Origin of the sequence: Natronosalvus vescus, from assembly GCF_023973145.1 — an archaeon.
Taxonomy (GTDB): domain Archaea; phylum Halobacteriota; class Halobacteria; order Halobacteriales; family Natrialbaceae; genus Natronosalvus; species Natronosalvus vescus.
In genome coordinates, this window is record NZ_CP099546.1 from 2,397,336 (window position 1) to 2,413,879 (window position 16,544).

The 16,544-nt window shown below is 62.1% G+C and carries 16 protein-coding genes and 1 pseudogene; 7 read left to right on the plus strand and 10 right to left on the minus strand.

Going from position 1 to position 16,544, the window contains the following annotated elements; genetic code table 11:
• Nucleotides 1-116: 116 nt before the first annotated feature.
• Nucleotides 117-1,064, minus strand: a complete 948-nt coding sequence (locus tag NGM68_RS11420; RefSeq protein ID WP_252698255.1) for a formyltetrahydrofolate deformylase — start codon at nt 1,062-1,064, stop codon at nt 117-119.
• A 184-nt stretch (nt 1,065-1,248) separates the two neighbouring features.
• Nucleotides 1,249-1,848: a DUF8159 domain-containing protein gene (locus NGM68_RS11425; RefSeq protein ID WP_252698256.1), complete on the minus strand. Its 600-nt coding sequence runs from the start codon at nt 1,846-1,848 to the stop codon at nt 1,249-1,251.
• An 89-nt stretch (nt 1,849-1,937) separates the two neighbouring features.
• On the opposite strand from NGM68_RS11425, the gene NGM68_RS11430 reads away from it, so the two are divergent.
• The gene (locus NGM68_RS11430; protein ID WP_252698257.1) at nt 1,938-3,200 is read left to right on the plus strand and encodes a cation:proton antiporter; all 1,263 of its coding nucleotides are present in this window, start codon (nt 1,938-1,940) and stop codon (nt 3,198-3,200) included.
• A gap of 190 nt (nt 3,201-3,390) precedes the next feature.
• Here the strand turns inward: NGM68_RS11430 and NGM68_RS11435 are convergent, their stop codons facing one another.
• On the minus strand, nt 3,391-4,386 hold the full coding sequence (locus NGM68_RS11435) for a radical SAM protein (RefSeq protein WP_252698258.1): 996 nt from the start codon (nt 4,384-4,386) through the stop codon (nt 3,391-3,393).
• Nucleotides 4,387-4,596: 210 nt separating this feature from the next.
• Entirely contained in the window at nt 4,597-4,917 is a 321-nt protein-coding gene (locus tag NGM68_RS11440) for an antibiotic biosynthesis monooxygenase family protein (RefSeq protein ID WP_252698259.1), read from the minus strand.
• A gap of 292 nt (nt 4,918-5,209) precedes the next feature.
• Between NGM68_RS11440 and NGM68_RS11445 the strand changes: the two genes are divergently transcribed.
• The 5 genes and pseudogenes from NGM68_RS11445 (at nt 5,210) to NGM68_RS11465 (ending at nt 9,031) form a co-directional block, all read left to right on the plus strand.
• A complete protein-coding gene (locus tag NGM68_RS11445) occupies nt 5,210-6,040 on the plus strand; it encodes a helix-turn-helix transcriptional regulator (protein WP_252698260.1) in 831 nt (276 codons plus the stop codon).
• Between the two features lie 109 nt (nt 6,041-6,149).
• On the plus strand, nt 6,150-7,592 hold the full coding sequence (locus NGM68_RS11450) for an FAD-binding oxidoreductase (protein WP_252698261.1): 1,443 nt from the start codon (nt 6,150-6,152) through the stop codon (nt 7,590-7,592).
• Complete coding sequence (locus tag NGM68_RS11455) at nt 7,585-8,031, plus strand: rhodanese-like domain-containing protein (RefSeq protein ID WP_252698262.1); 447 nt, start codon at nt 7,585-7,587, stop codon at nt 8,029-8,031. The genes NGM68_RS11450 and NGM68_RS11455 overlap by 8 nt, the downstream gene beginning before the upstream one ends.
• 12 nt (nt 8,032-8,043) lie before the next feature.
• A pseudogene (locus tag NGM68_RS11460) lies at nt 8,044-8,637 on the plus strand (GNAT family N-acetyltransferase).
• A gap of 190 nt (nt 8,638-8,827) precedes the next feature.
• Nucleotides 8,828-9,031, plus strand: coding sequence for a DUF1330 domain-containing protein (locus tag NGM68_RS11465; RefSeq protein WP_252698263.1), 204 nt, complete (start codon nt 8,828-8,830; stop codon nt 9,029-9,031).
• Nucleotides 9,032-9,394: 363 nt separating this feature from the next.
• Here the strand turns inward: NGM68_RS11465 and NGM68_RS11470 are convergent, their stop codons facing one another.
• The 6 genes from NGM68_RS11470 to NGM68_RS11495 form a co-directional block, all read right to left on the minus strand.
• On the minus strand, nt 9,395-11,002 hold the full coding sequence (locus NGM68_RS11470; RefSeq protein WP_252698264.1) for a spermidine synthase: 1,608 nt from the start codon (nt 11,000-11,002) through the stop codon (nt 9,395-9,397).
• Between the two features lie 169 nt (nt 11,003-11,171).
• Nucleotides 11,172-12,371 carry a redox-regulated ATPase YchF gene (locus NGM68_RS11475; protein ID WP_252698265.1) on the minus strand — a complete coding sequence of 400 codons (1,200 nt, stop codon included), beginning with the start codon at nt 12,369-12,371 and terminating at the stop codon, nt 11,172-11,174.
• A gap of 85 nt (nt 12,372-12,456) precedes the next feature.
• A complete protein-coding gene (locus NGM68_RS11480; RefSeq protein WP_252698266.1) occupies nt 12,457-12,732 on the minus strand; it encodes a hypothetical protein in 276 nt (91 codons plus the stop codon).
• 98 nt (nt 12,733-12,830) lie between these two features.
• On the minus strand, nt 12,831-13,601 hold the full coding sequence (locus tag NGM68_RS11485) for a hypothetical protein (protein WP_252698267.1): 771 nt from the start codon (nt 13,599-13,601) through the stop codon (nt 12,831-12,833).
• A 253-nt stretch (nt 13,602-13,854) separates the two neighbouring features.
• Entirely contained in the window at nt 13,855-14,829 is a 975-nt protein-coding gene (locus NGM68_RS11490) for an ArsA family ATPase (RefSeq protein ID WP_252698268.1), read from the minus strand.
• Nucleotides 14,830-14,836: 7 nt separating this feature from the next.
• A complete protein-coding gene (locus NGM68_RS11495) occupies nt 14,837-15,133 on the minus strand; it encodes a DUF7990 family protein (RefSeq protein ID WP_252698269.1) in 297 nt (98 codons plus the stop codon).
• A gap of 103 nt (nt 15,134-15,236) precedes the next feature.
• Here NGM68_RS11495 and NGM68_RS11500 point away from each other — a divergent pair, with 103 nt between their 5' ends.
• Nucleotides 15,237-16,526, plus strand: a complete 1,290-nt coding sequence (locus tag NGM68_RS11500) for a CobW family GTP-binding protein (RefSeq protein ID WP_252698270.1) — start codon at nt 15,237-15,239, stop codon at nt 16,524-16,526.
• Nucleotides 16,527-16,544: the final 18 nt, after the last annotated feature.

Consider the following 16,544-nt stretch of genomic DNA (forward strand, 5'->3'; position numbering starts at 1 on the left):
CGGATCACCGACGGAAGTGACGACACCGATCTCGCTCATAGCGATTCGTGGAAGTCCTGTGACACTCGAGTGGTAACGGCTTGCCTCGAGTGTCTCGACAGTTCCACGAATCACTCTCAGTCATCGCCCAGCGCACTCGTGAGTCCATCGACCGGCCGATCCGGCGTCACGTCCTCGAGTTCCGGCGGGAGGCCGAGCTGGTAGCCAGTGCCGTTCTCCCGCACCGTCGTCCTGCCACGGTGAACCGACACGTCGCCGTTGAGGTGAAGCTGCACCGCCTCGAGCAAGGCTTCGGCCTCCAGTGGCTGTCCCCGGGCTTTCATCGCCGCGAGGTCGGCGTCGTCGGGCACGTCGAACGCCCGCTGGGCGATGACCGGCCCCTGGTCGAGATCCGTGGTGACGTAGTGGGCGGTGACGCCGGCGACGCGAACACCCTCCTCGATCGCCTGTCGGTAGGCCTCCGCACCGGGGAACGCCGGCAACAACGACGGGTGGACGTTGATGATCCGATCCTCGTACCGGAAGACGACGTTCGGACTCAGAATCCGCATATAACGGGCGAGTACGATCAGGTCGGCGTCGTACTCGGCGAGCAATGCGAGGAGTTCGTCCTCGTTCTGCTGCCCGTTCTCCCCGCCGATGTCGTGAAACGGCACGTCGTAGTGGTCGGCCACCGGCTCCAGCGTGTCGTGGTTCCCGATGACGACGCTGATATCGGCACCGAGCCGGTCGTTCGCCCAGGCCTCGAACAGTGCTTCGAGACAGTGGCTCTCCTTCGTCACGAGGACGGCGATTTGCTGGTTGTCGCGATCGGCGGGGAATCGCACCTGGACGTCGAGCCCCAGGTCGTCGCCCAGTTCCTCGAGATCGGCTCGTAACGTGGCCTCCGTACAGCCCATATCACTGGTGTCGACGGCGAGGCACATCCGGAAGACGCCGTCGCGAACGGCCTGATCCAGATCCTCGATGTTGCAGCCGTGCTCGAACAGCAGGGTTGTCACCCGGGCGATCAACCCGGTGTCGTCTCCCCCGACGACCGTGATCTCGGTGAGGTCGGTCGTCATAGATACCACCGTCGACGCGGTCGCCGACACGGGTGTTGCTCGAGCGTTCGCTGAGACATTAGCTCCGTCTCAGGGATCCGGTGGGCAAAAACCCTCTTTTCGACGTACGATTTGCCAGCGCGTTTTTCGCCACGGCTCCACCTGACGGGGCCGTAATACGTCGGTTCGGGCGGAAACCGGATCGCTATTCCTCCGGCGAGACGCCGACCTCGGGCGGATGACGCTTCGACTCGACCGTCGTCGCCACGAGTTCGCCGTACTCAGCCGCGGAGAGGTCGCCCGCGTTGAATCGGGCCGCCCAGTCCGTCTCGACCGTCGCGCTTCCGAAGGAGGCCGGTGCGGCGTCGAGAATCGTGATCGCGAGCGCCGCGAAGTCGTTCCCGTTCTCGATGAGGGCGGCGTAGGCGCCGGCTATCGGGGCGACGTCGTGGAGATTACCCTCCTCGTAAAGCAACGTGTTCACGTACTCGATCGAAAGGACGTCGCTCACCTGTTCGACGGCTTCGACCTCGAGGGCGTACTCGTCGAACGCGGCCGCGAACGCCTCGACATCGTCGATGTCCTCGTCGGCCATCTCCTCGATGCGCTCCGCAAGGATGTCGGTTCGTTCCCGAACCGGGAGTTCCGGCGACAGGTCGGTGGTCGGCCACTTCGTATTCGGCGGCAATTCCTGGCCAACCTCCTCGGTACAGCCCGCGAGCAACGCGGCGCTGGCGAGTCCGCCGAGACGCAGGGCTCCTCGTCGCGATATCCTCGTTCGATCCCCCGGTGGTGAGTCTCCCATGTCACGGAGTACCGGTTTCCGAATCAACGTCTCTGTGCTTGCTACTGTCGGGTTTCCATTTTTTACGCGTCCTCGTATTGAGCGTCTACGTGACGCTCGAGTTGTACGATATCGGCCTGGTCGTGATCGGAATCGTCCTGTTCGGCGTCGCCGTGCTTCCGCGTTTCGCCGCGGGTCGAGCGATTTCGCTCCCGATTGTCTTCGTCGGCTTCGGTATGCTCGCGTTCGGGTTACCCGTCGGATTGCCGCCACCGGATCCACTCGAGCAGGGGGAGACCACGGAACGGTTGGCCGAGTTCGGCGTCATCATCGCACTGATGGCGGTCGGCCTGAAGATCGATCGGCCGCCGGGGCTTCGCGAGTGGTCGTCGACGTGGCGTCTGCTCGCTATCACGATGCCGTTGTCGATCGCGGGGGCGGCATTTCTGGGGTGGTGGTACGTCGGCCTCCTCGCACCGACGGCGATACTTCTCGGGGCCTGCATCGCCCCCACGGATCCCGTGCTGGCGTCGGAGGTGCAAGTCGAGGAACCGGGTAAAGGTCAGGAGGAAGAACTCTCAGAAACGGGGTTGAGTGGGAAGGACGAGGTTCGGTTCGCGCTCTCCTCGGAGGCCGGCCTGAACGACGGGTTCGCGTTTCCGTTCACGAACCTGGCGATCGCCGTTGCACTCGTCGGCCTATCGCCGACGAACTGGGTAGGCGAGTGGATACTCGTCGACGTGGGATATCGGATCGTGGTTGGTGTCGCACTGGGCGTCGTTCTCGGCTGGGTCACGGCCAAGTTGGTTTTCGCGACCGAACCCGAGACCGAAATCGCCGAATCCGTTCAGGGACTCGAGGCGGTCGCCGGAACACTCGTCATTTACGGCCTTACCGAGTTGGCCGGCGGGTACGGGTTCATCGCCGTGTTCGTCGCTGCCGTCACGATCCGCGACTCCGAACGCACCCACGAGTACAACGAGTCGCTGCACGAGATCAGCGAACTCGCCGAACAGATCGCGATGGGCGTGATCATGGTATTTTTCGGCGGCGCTATCGTCGGCGGCCTCCTCGCTCCGCTCACCGTCGAGGCGTTGATCGCCGCCATCGCGATCGTGTTTCTCGTCCGGCCGCTGGCCGGGGTGATCGGTCTCGTCGGTTTCGACGCCGACTGGTCGAGTCAAGGGGTGATCGCGTTCTTCGGCATTCGGGGAATCGGCTCGTTCTACTACCTCTCTCACGGCCTGAACGAAGCCGCGTTTACCGACGCCGATCTCCTCTGGGCGTTGGTCGGCACCGTCGTCGTGATCTCGATCGTCGTCCACGGGATTACGGCGACTCCGGCCGTTAATCGGGTTCGGCGCTCGGACTGAGTTCTCGAGTAAAAAAGCGCACGCTCACGACGTTTCCCGGCCGGCAGTGACCGTACGCTAGCGGCGTCCGCTCCACCACCTGCCACATGCACCTTTTTCCGGTCGGGATTCGCTCGCGACACTCGCTCACCACTCCCGCAAAAATCTGCACCAAAAACGCTCGCTCACGCCGTTCGCTCGCGGTGCAACCCTACACCAGCGGCGTCCGCTCGACAACTTGCCCATCGTACGTCGGATACTGCTCGACGATCTCCCCGTCGTCGACGTCCCCTTCCTCGATCATCTCCTCGAGCAACCACCAGGCAATCTCGACGTGATTCGACTTGATCGTGTAGAACTCCTCGGGAACGCCCAGGGCCTCGAACCGGGTGGGGTCGGCGCGTGTCTTTCCGTACACCAGGGTGCCGTCATCGGTGATGTCGTCGAACTCCCGGCGAACCGTTCGCGCCATTCGCTTGAGTCGCCGTCGGTGCTGGGCGGCGTCCTTGAACACCGAGGTGCAGAAGTACACCTTCGGATGGTCGCCCATCACCTCGAGGATGCCGTCCCGGTCGTTGTCAACGGCGCTCATGTGCCCCTCCTTGAGTTCGAACCCTTTCTCCTGCATCCGGCGGAAGTTCCCGTGGGACATCTCGAACTCGTTGACGTTACAGAAGTCGGCGGCACCCTCGTCGAGGAACTCGAGGAACTCCGTCTCGGCGCGGATGCCGGGAATCTCGAACGCCGGCGTCAGCCCCTCCTCGCGCGCAATGTAGAGGATTTCCTCCCACTCGGTGCCGTGGAGGTCGCCCCACTGCTCGAGGGGCGGGTGAAAGCGGATCTCGTCCAGGCCGGCCTCCGAGAGGCGGCGCATGTTTTCGCGGCCACCGGGGATGCCGGTGTAGAGGTGGGTGTGGTGATCCTCACCGAACTCCTCTTTCAGCAGGGAGAGGTAGTGGCAGGTGCGCTCGAGGGCCTCCTGTGGCTCCCCGCCCGTGATGGAGGTGCCGAGGGCGTTCATCCGGTGGGCCTCGGTGAGCACGTCCTCGTCGTCCTCGACGAGGCGTTCGTTGGCGTAGACGTCGGTCACGTTCTTGCGGGTCTCGCCGAGCGGGCAGTAAAAGCAGTCGCGCTGATCGCAGTAGCCGTACACGAACAGCACCATCTTGCCGCCTTTCGCACACTGCTCACAGCCCTTCGAGATCATTCAATAGCCATTCTTGCGCCTCGAGGCTCAAAAACTGTGCGAATCGGTGGAGGAGTGAGTGGGACTGGCACGGCACTGTTGAACTCCTTCAGAAGTGATTGCAGGAGGGTACTGAATATTGATTGCAAGGGGGTACTGAATACGGAGGCTGAACGCAGCAAACGCCGAACATGTGTTTTGGACAGGTAGTAATGTGAGATGAATGGTATCTTACTGCGGTGGGTCTGCGTCATCACCGAAGCCACTCCCGTACGCGTCGATGATTTCTGTGATGGTAACCTCGTACGCATCGTACCACTCCGTCCAGCGGGCTTTCGCCGTTTTGTGGTCTGCATCCGTCCCAAACGACTCGAGTGCATCCAGCGACTCCCAGTAGTAGGCAACGAGAATCTCCTCACTCCCGGGGGCGTGCCACGTGCGTTTGCCACGATACCCGTCTGTCCCTTCGGCGACTGCCTGTATTGCATCGTTCAGCTCGTGGAACTCTTTGTCGTATGCTCCCGGCTCGAGACGGAACGTAACGAGATACATCGATACTGCCCCTTCTGTTCACGTCAGCAAAGGCGTTCTCTTCTGTTTACGCACGGCCATGATACAGGTGCGGTCTCGTGACCGATTTGTGTCCTGTCTCTTTTGGAGGCTCGACGAACTACCGATCTGCTGTCAGAATCGGCGTGCAACATACGGTGATTGGATGAACCAAATTGAGATTCGTTTGTTCCGATCGGTCTGCGCTGAAATTGCGTCAGTAGATCTTCCCGGGCGTACCCATCATTGCGGATGTTACCTGAACCATTAATGAGTGATAACACATACCATGACCATGGATGCGACACCAGACGATATCGAATTTCTCGTCACCTCGGATCACCGCGTAGCCGTACTTGGTACACTGGCCACGGGGCCGAGTGACCGTGATGAGTTGCGATCCGCAACGGGAGCTTCTTCACCAACCATAAGCCGGATACTCGCTGACTTCGAGGAGCGCAACTGGATCGAACGGGAAAGCAGGATGGCCCAGCTGACGGGCCTGGGCGAGTTCGTTGCCGACCGACTATCGGAGTTCGTGGATGCGATGACGATAGAGCAACAGCTGCGAGAGGTCTGGCACTGGTTACCTCACGAATTCGATGGATTCAGTGCTGAGCTATTTTCGGACGTTGACGTCACATACCCGGGTCCCGGTTATCCCGACAAGCCGACGGAACGCCGGCTCGAGCTGATAACGGATACATCTACGTGGCGCGGGGTTGGAGTGGCGATGTTGGGATTACGGACGTTAGAGGCCTCTTTCGATCGGTTCCTCGACCAGCAAGATAAATTCCAGTGTGAGTACATTTATTCGCCGGAAGTGTTCGAGGAACTCTTGTCGTGGGGGGACACAGAAACCATCATGGCGGCCGCTGATAGCGAAAGCTACACCGTGTTGCTCCACGATGATCTGCCGATCGACGATCGATTCGAAATCTGTATCTTCGACGATCGGGTGACCATCTGTTGTTACGATCACGAGAAGGGTGGATTACAGGCGCTCGTCGAAACGTCCAGTGCCGACGCGCGGAGGTGGGCGGAGTCCTACTACGATCGGTTCCGTACGGAATCCCAGCCGCTCGAAGACGGCTACGAACGCGGATCGCTACCGTCGCTCAAGTAGTCCGAATCGCCGTCCGTCGACCGGTCTGTGTTTCACGACGTGAAAGATTTTAGGCAGTGAAATTCTTTCAGCGGGAATCTATAACGGTTTCGCGGTCGGATCGTCTCGCATGGTGTCTGACGCAGATACAGACGACCCAATCGACAAGTTCGATGCGGACGTCTTCGGCGACGTCATACGGCCCAAGGATTCCGACTACGAAGAAGCACGTTGCGTCTGGAACGGCATGATCGACAAACAACCCGCCGCAATCGCCCGCTGTCGAGATGTCGCCGACGTCATCGCCGCGGTCGCGTTCGCCCGCGACGAGGGCCTGGTCGTCGCCGTTCGTGGCGGCGGACACAACGCCGCGGGTCTCGGAACCTGTGACGGCGGGATCGTCATTGACTGCTCCCCAATGAACTGGGTCGACGTTGACCCGGATGCACGGCGCGTCCGCGTCGGCGGTGGTGCCACCTGGCGAGACGTCGATCACGCGACCCAGTCGTTCGGACTGGCCGTTCCTGGTGGGGTCGTTTCCCACACTGGCGTCGCGGGCCTCACACTCGGCGGCGGATACGGCCACCTCCGACGAGCGTATGGGCTGACCTGCGACAACCTCGTCTCGGTCGATCTGGTCACCGCCGACGGCCGCTTCCTGACCGCCAGCGAGGATGAGCATACCGACCTCTTCTGGGCGGTACGCGGGGGCGGCGGTGCCTTCGGCGTCGTGACCGCCTTTGAGTTCGAAGCACATCAGATCGGAACCGAGTTGGCCACGGTCGAGACGTGGCACCCGATCGAGGACGCGACGGCGGCCTTCGAGACCTGGCGCGACTTCGTCGAGACCGCGCCACGAACCGTGAGCGGCGAAGCGATCATCTGGGGGGTTCCCGAGGATCCCCACTTCCCGGAGGAGTATCACAACAAGTCGGTTGCCATCATCACCGCCGTCCATTCCGGCGACGACAGAGAGGGCGAGGAACTCCTCCGCCCGCTTCGGGAATTCGGCTCGCCATTGTTCGACTTCAGCGGTCGAACGCGATACCTCGACCTCCAGCAGGGGTTCGATCCGTTTTTCCCGGCCCAGAAGCACCGGTACTACCAGGGATCGGTCTACCTCGATTCGCTCGACGACGACACAATCACCGACATCGTCGACCGGGAGGGATCGCGTCCGGATCCGAGGATCCTCTACTACGTCTGGAACCTGGGTGGTGCGATCGCCGACGTCCCGGAACACGCCACGGCCTTCAGCGGTCGAGAGCATCCGTACCTCCTCGCCCTCGACTGCAAGTGGGATGACCCCGAGGCAGACGAGGCGGTTCTCGACTGGGCGCGATCCTTCCAGCGGGACATGGAGATCCACTCACCGGGCGGGGGTTATCGAAACTTCCCTGGACTTGGCGAGGCGGACGACATCGACTCCGAGCGGTCACCCCGAGGCGACGAGACGACCGACCGATTAATCGAGTTGAAAGACCAATACGACCCGACGAACGTATTCAGCCGCAATCACAGCGTCAGGCCGTCCGAATCGGAACGGGCTGACGGAGGCACAGGCCATGAGTGAGACCGACCAGCGTAGGCCATCCAGGGTACAGCGGCCCCGGCACAAGAATGGTGTCAAGCCTGGATACGAGGAGTTGGTTCGCGCGGCCGAAGCCAGCGTCGGGACGTATACGCCAGCGGAAGCGATCGATATGGTCGGCGAAACCGGCGTTCTCTTCATCGATGTCCGCGACGCTGTCGAGCTGTCTGACGGGATGGTTTCCGGAGCCATCCACGCGTCCAGGGGACGGCTCGAGGCTCATCTGGATCCCGACAATCCACGGTACGTGTGTGAACTCGACGACGCGGCCGAGATAATCTTCTACTGTGCGAGTGGAGCGCGTTCGGCACTCGCTGCCCAGCGGGCTCAGGAACTGGGATACGATCGCGTTCGGTACCTCGATGGTGGGATCGCCGCGTGGACGGACGCTGGTGGACAGAGACAGGCGATCGATAACTGAAGTTGAGATTGAATGTTTCCCGAACACATCGAGACGGAACGACTCAGATTCGAACGAATCTCCCACGATACCGTCGACGTCTTCGAACTTCACGAACTTTACGCCGATGGAGACGACGCGGAGGAGCTGTTCGAGTACTGGGATTCGTCGCCCCACGAGACGGTGAAAGAGACGTACGACTACGTAGACGAGGCCGAACAGCTATGGGACGACGTTGAGGGGGCGAAGTACGTGATCCGACCGAACGAGGGAGAAGACGGTGCGGACGTCATCGCCGGAACGACGGGACTGTAGCCGGACTGGAAAAACCGATCTGCGAACCTTGGTATTCTTCTCGAGAAGCGATTCTGGGGCCGGGGGTACTCCGGCGAACGAGCCGACGCCCTGCTCTCCGTGGCGTTCGACCGACTTGATCTCGAACTCGTCGTCGCCGCCCACATCGACGGGAACGAGAAGTCTCGACGGGCAATCAACAAGTACGTCGAACGGTATGGAGGTCAATACGAGGGTCTTCTCCGGAATTGGATTCCGCTGACGGACACGGTTGCTGACGTTCATAGATATGCCATTTCACGTGAAGAATATCTTGAAGCGACCGAATACTGAGTAGTTATCCTGCATTGAACGATCACTACTTTCGAAGACGATGCCGAGCTTCGTGCAACATTGCGCTGTAGGCAGCAACGCCAGAACGATCTGACAAATTTGGGACAATCGAAGTAACAGACGCCTAAACACGCTGTGCGGTGTGATAACGTGCCTGTCGCTTGCCGATGCCGGCCGTAGCGGCGACATCATGCCCAAAGAGTACGTCCTATCGGGTAAGGGAATCGCGGACATGAATCGGTATGTGAACGAGTATCTTCCGGCCACACGAGCCACCGTGGATGAATACGGCGGCACGTTACTGATCTACGAATTCGACCCTGAATCGGTCGAAGGCGAATGGGATTATGCCCACACCATCGTTGCCGAATTTTCATCCGCGGACGCAGCGTAAGAGTGGTGGAACGATGAGCCATCCCAATCTGAGGAACTCGATCAGATGCGCGACGAGGTTTTCGACGACGTCAAGATCATATTTACACCAGAATTCACGCCTGAAGACCTGCAGTGAGTTCTCCCTCAACACATTCCTTCTCGAGTGGATTTAGCGAATCACTGAATTGGGTGGTGCTGCATTCCGCGCTGTGTATGCAGCATAGTTGCCAAACCCTGTTGACAGCTATGGAATTCAACAGAGCCACTGACACTGACGCTGCCGCTGGCGCTACTTGCCACCGATACTGTCGCTGTTGGTAACGCTGACGGCGTCACCTGACGATGAACGGGCTCCACGCCCCCGACTCGAGCCGACCCGCACTCAGTCCGCACTCGAGGGTGAGGCCGAGGCTGAGGTCGCGTTCGTGCTCCCTGCCCCTGGCGTCGTGTCGGTCTCTTCGATCACGTACTGCTGGCCCAGCATCGGATCGAGCAACGCGTCCACGGCCGCCCGGTCATCTTTGAGAACCGGTACGTCGTCAGTTGCCGGTTCGGCCATGGCGTTGTCTATTTCGTCAGTGAGGTCGATTGGCAGGGTTCGATCCTGGTTCCGACGCTCGAGGTCGGCCGCTGAGAGCCGCATCTCGTCTTTCGTCGCGATCAACTGGATGTTCTGCACGGCGGGGGCGTCGGAGGTGCGGAAGCTGTAGACGGTCGGGAACACTTCGTCCATCGTTTTGTACTGGGCGCGGTAGAACTCCGAGGCCGAGCCATCGGGGGCGGAGATGACGTTCGCCAGCAGGATGCCGTCGTCGCTCAGGCTGTCGTCGACGAGCGACATGAACTCGAGCGTGGTCATCTCGAAGGGAACCTGGTCGCGTTTGAACGCGTCGAGGACGATCACGTCGTACTGCTCGTCGCTGTTGTAGAGGAACTGGCGACCGTCGCCCTCGTGCGCTCGCAGGTTGTCGGATTGCTCGAGGCCGAAGTACCGCTCGGCGGCGGCGGTCACCTCGTGATCGATTTCGACGACGTCGATGGTCACGTCGTAGTATTCCTCGAAGTGCTGCGGGCCGGTGTAGCCCCCGCCGCCGATGAACAACACGCGGTCGACGTCGTTCGGGTCGTCCGCGAGCAACATGGTCAGGTGGAAGTACCGCGTGTAGGTGAACACGTTCCGGTCGGGATCCTCGAGGTCGGTCGCGCTGTGGCGAGCACCGTCTAAGTACATCGTCCGGACGTCGCCGTTGTCGACCACCTCGAGTTGCTGGTGGGGGGTCTGGGTCTCGTAAACGATCTCGCCGCGGGGGTCGAGACCGAGGGAGGCGCTGCTGGTCGAGGCGACGAGCAGGATGGAGATGGCGGCGACGGCGACCACGGTGCGTTTCGATGGACGAGGAAGGCTCAGTACGAGTGCGGTTCCGACGAGAATTACCCCGAAGAGTAACCCGATTTGATCGACCGACATCGCCGGGATGAGGAGGTACGTGGTCGCGCCGGCACCGATGATGCTCCCGATGGTTCCGAGGGCGTAGACGTGGCCGGAGGCCGCGCCGATCCCTTCCTTGGTCGACAGCTCGGCGGAGTAGGGGCTGATGAATCCGAGGAGGTACGTCGGCGGGCCAAAGAGGATGATGATCGCCGGCAGTGATGCGTACCGCGGCGAGAGCGGGATCGTCGCCGTGTAATACAGCAGCATGTCGCTGGCGTAGATGACGATCGCGATGTAGACGGCCGTTCCCAGCAGGAGCCAGGTCATCTGGCGGTTCGACGCCGTATCGGCTAGTTTTCCACCCTGCCAGTAGCCCAGGCTGAGCGCGGCGAGAAAGACCGTCAGCAGGCCGCCCACGGTGTATATGTGGCTGCCGAACTGCGGGGCGACGATACGTACGGCGAGGATCTCGAGGCCCATACTCGTCACGCCGGAGACGAAGACGGCGAGCTCCGGTTTCGAGAGGCGGTAGGGCTCGAGCGACCGCGGGAGATCCATTAGCTGTGTCCAGTCGGCCCATTGGTGAGTACTTGTTGCATCTCGACGAACGTCCCGTCGATACATCTCACAGCTGGACGGGCATCTCGGTGCGGCAATTGCGTACGCGTCTCGCCAACTCGAGACGCTACGAAAACAATCGACTGCCGGTCGGTCAGTCGCCCCGAACTCAATTCGTCGTGACGACTTCGATCACGTCCCGTGGCTCGACCTCGTACTCCTTGCCGAGCTGGCGGTTGCTCCGGCAGTCGATGGCGTAGAGGAAACCGTCGCCGATATCGGAGTGCAGGCTGTAGGCGAAGTCCTCCGCTGTCGACTCCGGCGGGATCAGATAGCAGTCGGGCAATACCTCGCCGCGTTCGTTCCCCAGGCCGTTCGCCCCGCCGGGGAACACCGGGATGACGCCGAGCACGTCGAACAGCGCGGTCTCGAGCGCCGCTTGGACGCCCGTCGCACCGTACTCGGTCACGAATTCGCGAATCTGCTCGAGTCCCTGCTCCTGTTCGGGGGAGACGTCCCCAGTAATTTCGAAGTCGTCGTCGCCGGGTCGGTAGTCGACGACGCCGGCCTCGTCCGCCGTCTTGAGCGCCTTTTCGGCGTGGGCGCTGCAGGGAACGATCGTGAGGTGTTTGTACTCGGGGTCGCTCGTGATCGCTTCGAAGTTGGCCTGCGCCTCCGGGGTGTCCATCTTGTTAGCCGCGATCAGCATCGGCTTCGTCGTCTTGCGGATTTCGCGGGCCAACTCGAGTCTGTCCGCGTCGTCCCACTCCTCGGGGTCGAAGCCGATCCCCACGCGGCGGATCAGGAGCTTGAGCTCGTCCTCGTTCGTTTTGAACGCGCTCATCTGCTCGGCGAGATCGGCCTCGATGGCGTCGTCCTCGGTCGTGTACCCCGAGGCGTAGCGCTCGATCCCCTTCTCCAGAATGCCGAGATACCACTGGTCGAGTTCGGTCTCGAGGAAGTCGATGTCCTCGCGGGGGTCGTGGCCCTCGGTGGGTTCGCCCTCGAGGGTCGTCTCGCCGGCGAAGTCAACGACGTGAATTAGGACGTCGGTTTCGTTCAGGTCGGTCAGGAACTGGTTACCGAGGCCGTTGCCCTCGTGGGCGCCGGGGATCAGCCCGGCGACGTCGACCAGTTTCGTCGGGACGAAACGAACGTCGCCCTCGAGGTAGCCGACGCTGGGGGTCGACACTTCGCCGAATTCGGGGGCGGCGTCTTCGACCCGGACGTATGCTTCCCCGACGCTGGGGTCGATCGTGGTGAACGGGTAGGCCCCCTCGGGGACGTCGTTCATCGTCGCCGCGTTGAAAAAGGAGGACTTGCCGACGGAGGGTTTGCCGACGAGTCCGATCCGATAACTCCTGCTCATTGTCAGTCGTGAGAGCGTATCGACTAAACGGGTTTTGATTCGTTCCTGCTATGGCATGACTGGACGTGACACGCTGGGTCTGTGGCTACACGAGGGCCTTCCAACTCCAGGCCCCAGTCGCAAGCACGACGACCGCGATCACTGCGAGAACGGCCCACTGCCCGCCTTCGGCTTCGGTGAACGGTACGGGAACCTCGATGAGGCCGGTCGCCTGTAGCATGGCCAGCGCGAGCACCACCATCGTGAAGATCGAGACGACGGCGACGGCGAGCCAGTTGCGTGCCATCCACCGTCCTTCCTGGCGGGCGTCCTCGGAATCCTCCGTCGGCGTCTCCGTCGGCCGATCGTCTGGTTTGCTCATACGCGGTCTAGACTCGTCCCCGCCCTTACCGTTGAACCTGCAGGTTCAGGGCTCGAGGACCGTGGCCTCCAGCGGGCATCGTCCGTCGTGCGCCCCTCTCAGGAACCGTGCTCGAGACTGGACTCGGCTTCGTCCAGCCAATCGGGTTCGGCGGGGCCGCCCTCGTTAGGTTCGATTTCGACGAAATGTTCGAACTGGTGATACTCGGATTCGGCCGGAATAATCCCCTCGACGTGGTAGTACTCGACGAGTCCAGCATCGGTGAGGAAGAGCTCCACCGAGAGGTTCTCATACGAGTCGAACGTCGACGCGGTTCCGGTGAGTCGATAGTGACCTCCCTCACGTTCGACGGTATCGACTACCTGGGCGACGTCGGCGAGCGATATCGGCATCGCCGGGTCGACGCCGCTTTCGGATTCCTCGACGTACGTCGTGTTGCCGTCTTCGTCCACGAGTTTCAGCACCGTTGTCTCGCCATCGTACCAGCGCTCTCGTGTGGTGTAGCGGTGATGTGACTCCGCGACGGGGCCACCGATTTCGACGTCGACCAACGCGGGCGCGCCGCCGCCAGCGACGCTTCGCGTTTCGACCCACGTCTCGATGCGCTCTCCGGACTCGTTTTTGAACGTGGTCAGCCGTTTCTCCCGATGGGGCTGCGCATCGAGTTGCTCGCGGTGTTCGGATTCGAGTGCGATGCCACTCGTTAGTTCGTCGTCTGCTATCCCGGCTGGCTGCTCGGTTTCGAATTCGTCCCCGGTGAACGCGTCGTCGACCTCATAGGGCTCGCGGTCGTCGCCGTACTCGAGCGCCTGGCACCCTGCCGTCGTGACGAGGAGGGCGATGACGACGACGATGGCGATACGAGGCATCTGTACGCGTTTTGACCAGTCCTGCAGTAATAATAGTTGTCCTGCTAACGTATCGGGTCGGTAGTTTTCTCAAAATGAACGGTTCGAACGACGTTCCGGACGTCGACGACCGGGTCTGCAGTCTGCTCTTGACGCAGTCCGGGACAGGGAACTCTCGACTTGGCGTGGGCAGGAACAGGGAACTCTCGAGGCGGATCCGTGTCGAAGTTCCACCTGTCTGTCTCCGCTCGAGATCATCGGTCGTGTCCGGAACTCAGACGGACGTCGGCGCTTCGACGCTCGTCTCGATCTCGAGTTCCTCGGCGACGTCGGAGAGGAGATCACCCTTGACCTCCGCGACACGCCACCCGATCTCGGCCACCAGCGGCGGCTCGAACGTCTCCCGGATCGTCTCGAGATGGGCGCTTTCGGTCTTGACGCGCTCGCGAAGGTAGCGCGCCCCGCGGCCGTTCTCGTCCGGATCCGGTTCGGGCGTGAGTTTGTTGGCGATGAGACCTCGAACGGCGAGGTCTTTCTCCTGGAACTCCTCGATCGAGCGCTCGGTCTCGTTCAGGGAGAGTTCGTCCGGGTTCAGCACGAGGAAGAACGCGGCGTCTTCGCGCAGGGCGGTGCCGGCGTACTCGAAGAACGCCTTCCGTCCCTCGAGGCGGGCGAGGACGGGATCACCCTCCATGACGCGACGGGGTTCGTTCTTGCCGATCGCCGCCTTCTCGAAGAGGTCGATACTGGTTCGTCGCTTGTACATGAGCCGGTCGATCCACTGCTCGAGCAGCTCCGGGAGGCCCAGCAGCCGGAGGGTGCTCCCCGAGGGGGCGGTGTCGAAGACGACCCGATCGTACTCGTCGGAATCGCGCATCACGTCCACGAATCGGTCGAACAGGGCCGACTCGTAGGCGCCGGGGGTGCCGTGGGCCATCTCGAGCTGGCGGTTGATCTCGTTGACCATCGCCGCCGACACCTGCTCGGAGAGATCCTGCCGAATCTCGTCGAGGTGGCGGATGACCTCGTCCTCGGGATCGAGTTGCATCGCGTCGAGTCCCTCGATCCCCTCGACGGGCTGGGGGGTGTCGTCGAACGGCTGGTCGAACACGTCGGTGACGGAGTGGGCCGGATCGGTCGAGACGACGAGCGTCCGCAGGCCGTCGCGAGCACAGCGAAGCCCGTAGGCACACGAGACGGTCGTCTTACCGACCCCGCCTTTGCCGCCGAAGAAGACGAATGGTTCCATGGTTCGATCAGAAGTGATACTGCTGGCCCTTTCGCTCGAGGAGCGTCCCACGATCCCACAGCCGTCGCTCCCAGGCTTCGAACTCGTCCTCGAGGTAGGGGAGCAGTTCGGCGGTGTAATACGAGACCGGCGAGGGGATGCCGAACGCGTCGGGGAAACACGCCAGCATGAACGCGTCCTCGGCGTCCTCGGCTTCCTTTTCGATCTTCTCGTAGGCGGGGTGGGAGATCAGTCCGTGATAGAACCCACGGAGCCACTCGTCGAGGATCGCCCGGTATCGTTCGATCCGGTCGGCCAGTTCCATGTCAGTACATGCCATCCGGGCGGCTAAAAGCTGTCGAGGGTTCCGTTCGGGGTGCGGTATCGTGAGGGTCGCTTTCAAGACGGTTCGGTTCCAGTGACTGCGTATGGATACGGATATGGACGGGGGCATTCCGGTCACGATTCTCTCGGGCAGCCTCGGAGCCGGGAAAACGACGTTGCTCAACCAGCTGCTGTCGAACGCCGGCGATCGAACGCTCGCGGTGCTGGTCAACGACATGGGCGAGGTCAACGTCGACGCCGAACTCGTCGCCGAGGGCTCGGAACTCGACCTCGAGGACGGCATCGCCGAACTCTCGAACGGCTGTATCTGCTGTGAGCTCCAGGACGACCTCGAGACGGCCGTCGTCAGGTTGGCCCGCGACCGTTCGTTCGATCACCTGATCGTCGAATCCTCGGGGATCTCCGAGCCTGCTCCGGTCGCGCGGTTGTTCACGACCGAGTCACGCGTCGCCGCCAAATACACGGTCGATACGCTCGTGACCGTCCTCGACACGCCCGCGTTCCTCGAGGCGTTCTCGGGGGAGGCGGTTCCAGAGCGCCGCGGCGAGGACGACGACCGGCCGCTCTCGGATCTGCTCGTCGAACAGGTCGAGGTGTCGAACGTCGTCTTGCTCAACAAGGCGGATCTGTGCTCGGACGCCGAACTCGAGCACGCGGCGGAACTCGTCCGGGCGCTTCAGCCTGACGCGGAGACGATCCCAACCGAGTTCTCGGCCGTCGACCCAGACCAGTTGCTCGGTCGTGGTCTGTTCGAACAGGAGCGGCTGAGTGACCTCCCCGGGTGGAAGCGGGCGCTCGAGGCTGGTCACGATGACGGCCACGAGCATGGTCATGGTGGCGATGACGGGGACAGGCACGCTGATAGTCACGATGACGGCCACGAGAACTCCCACCACAAGCACGAACACAACCACTACCACCCCGACGAGGTGTACGGCGTCTCCTCGTTCGTCTACCGTCGGCGTCGCCCCTTCCACCCCGACCGATTCGCGGCGTTCCTCCGCGAGCTTCCGCCCGAAATCGTCCGCGCCAAAGGTACCGCCTGGCTCGCCGACAACGAGATGCGCGTCGCCATCGCCCAGGCCGGGCCGTCCGTTCGCGTCACCGCACAGGGGCCGTGGATCGCGAGCCTGCCCGCCGTCGAACGCGACATGTACCGCTCGAGCCGGCCCGAACTCGAGTGGGACGACGAACACGGTGATCGACGGACGGAACTCGTCTTCATCGGTACCGACTACGACGAGTCGGCGCTCAGGGAGTTGCTCTCGGCGGCGCTCGTGACGGACGGCGAGTGGGGCGAGTCCGTGGACGAGCCCGATAACGACCCGTTCCCCGTCGAACAGGGCGGTGAATCCGTTCTTCGTGAGCCCTGACCGAGGCTGACAGTTCCG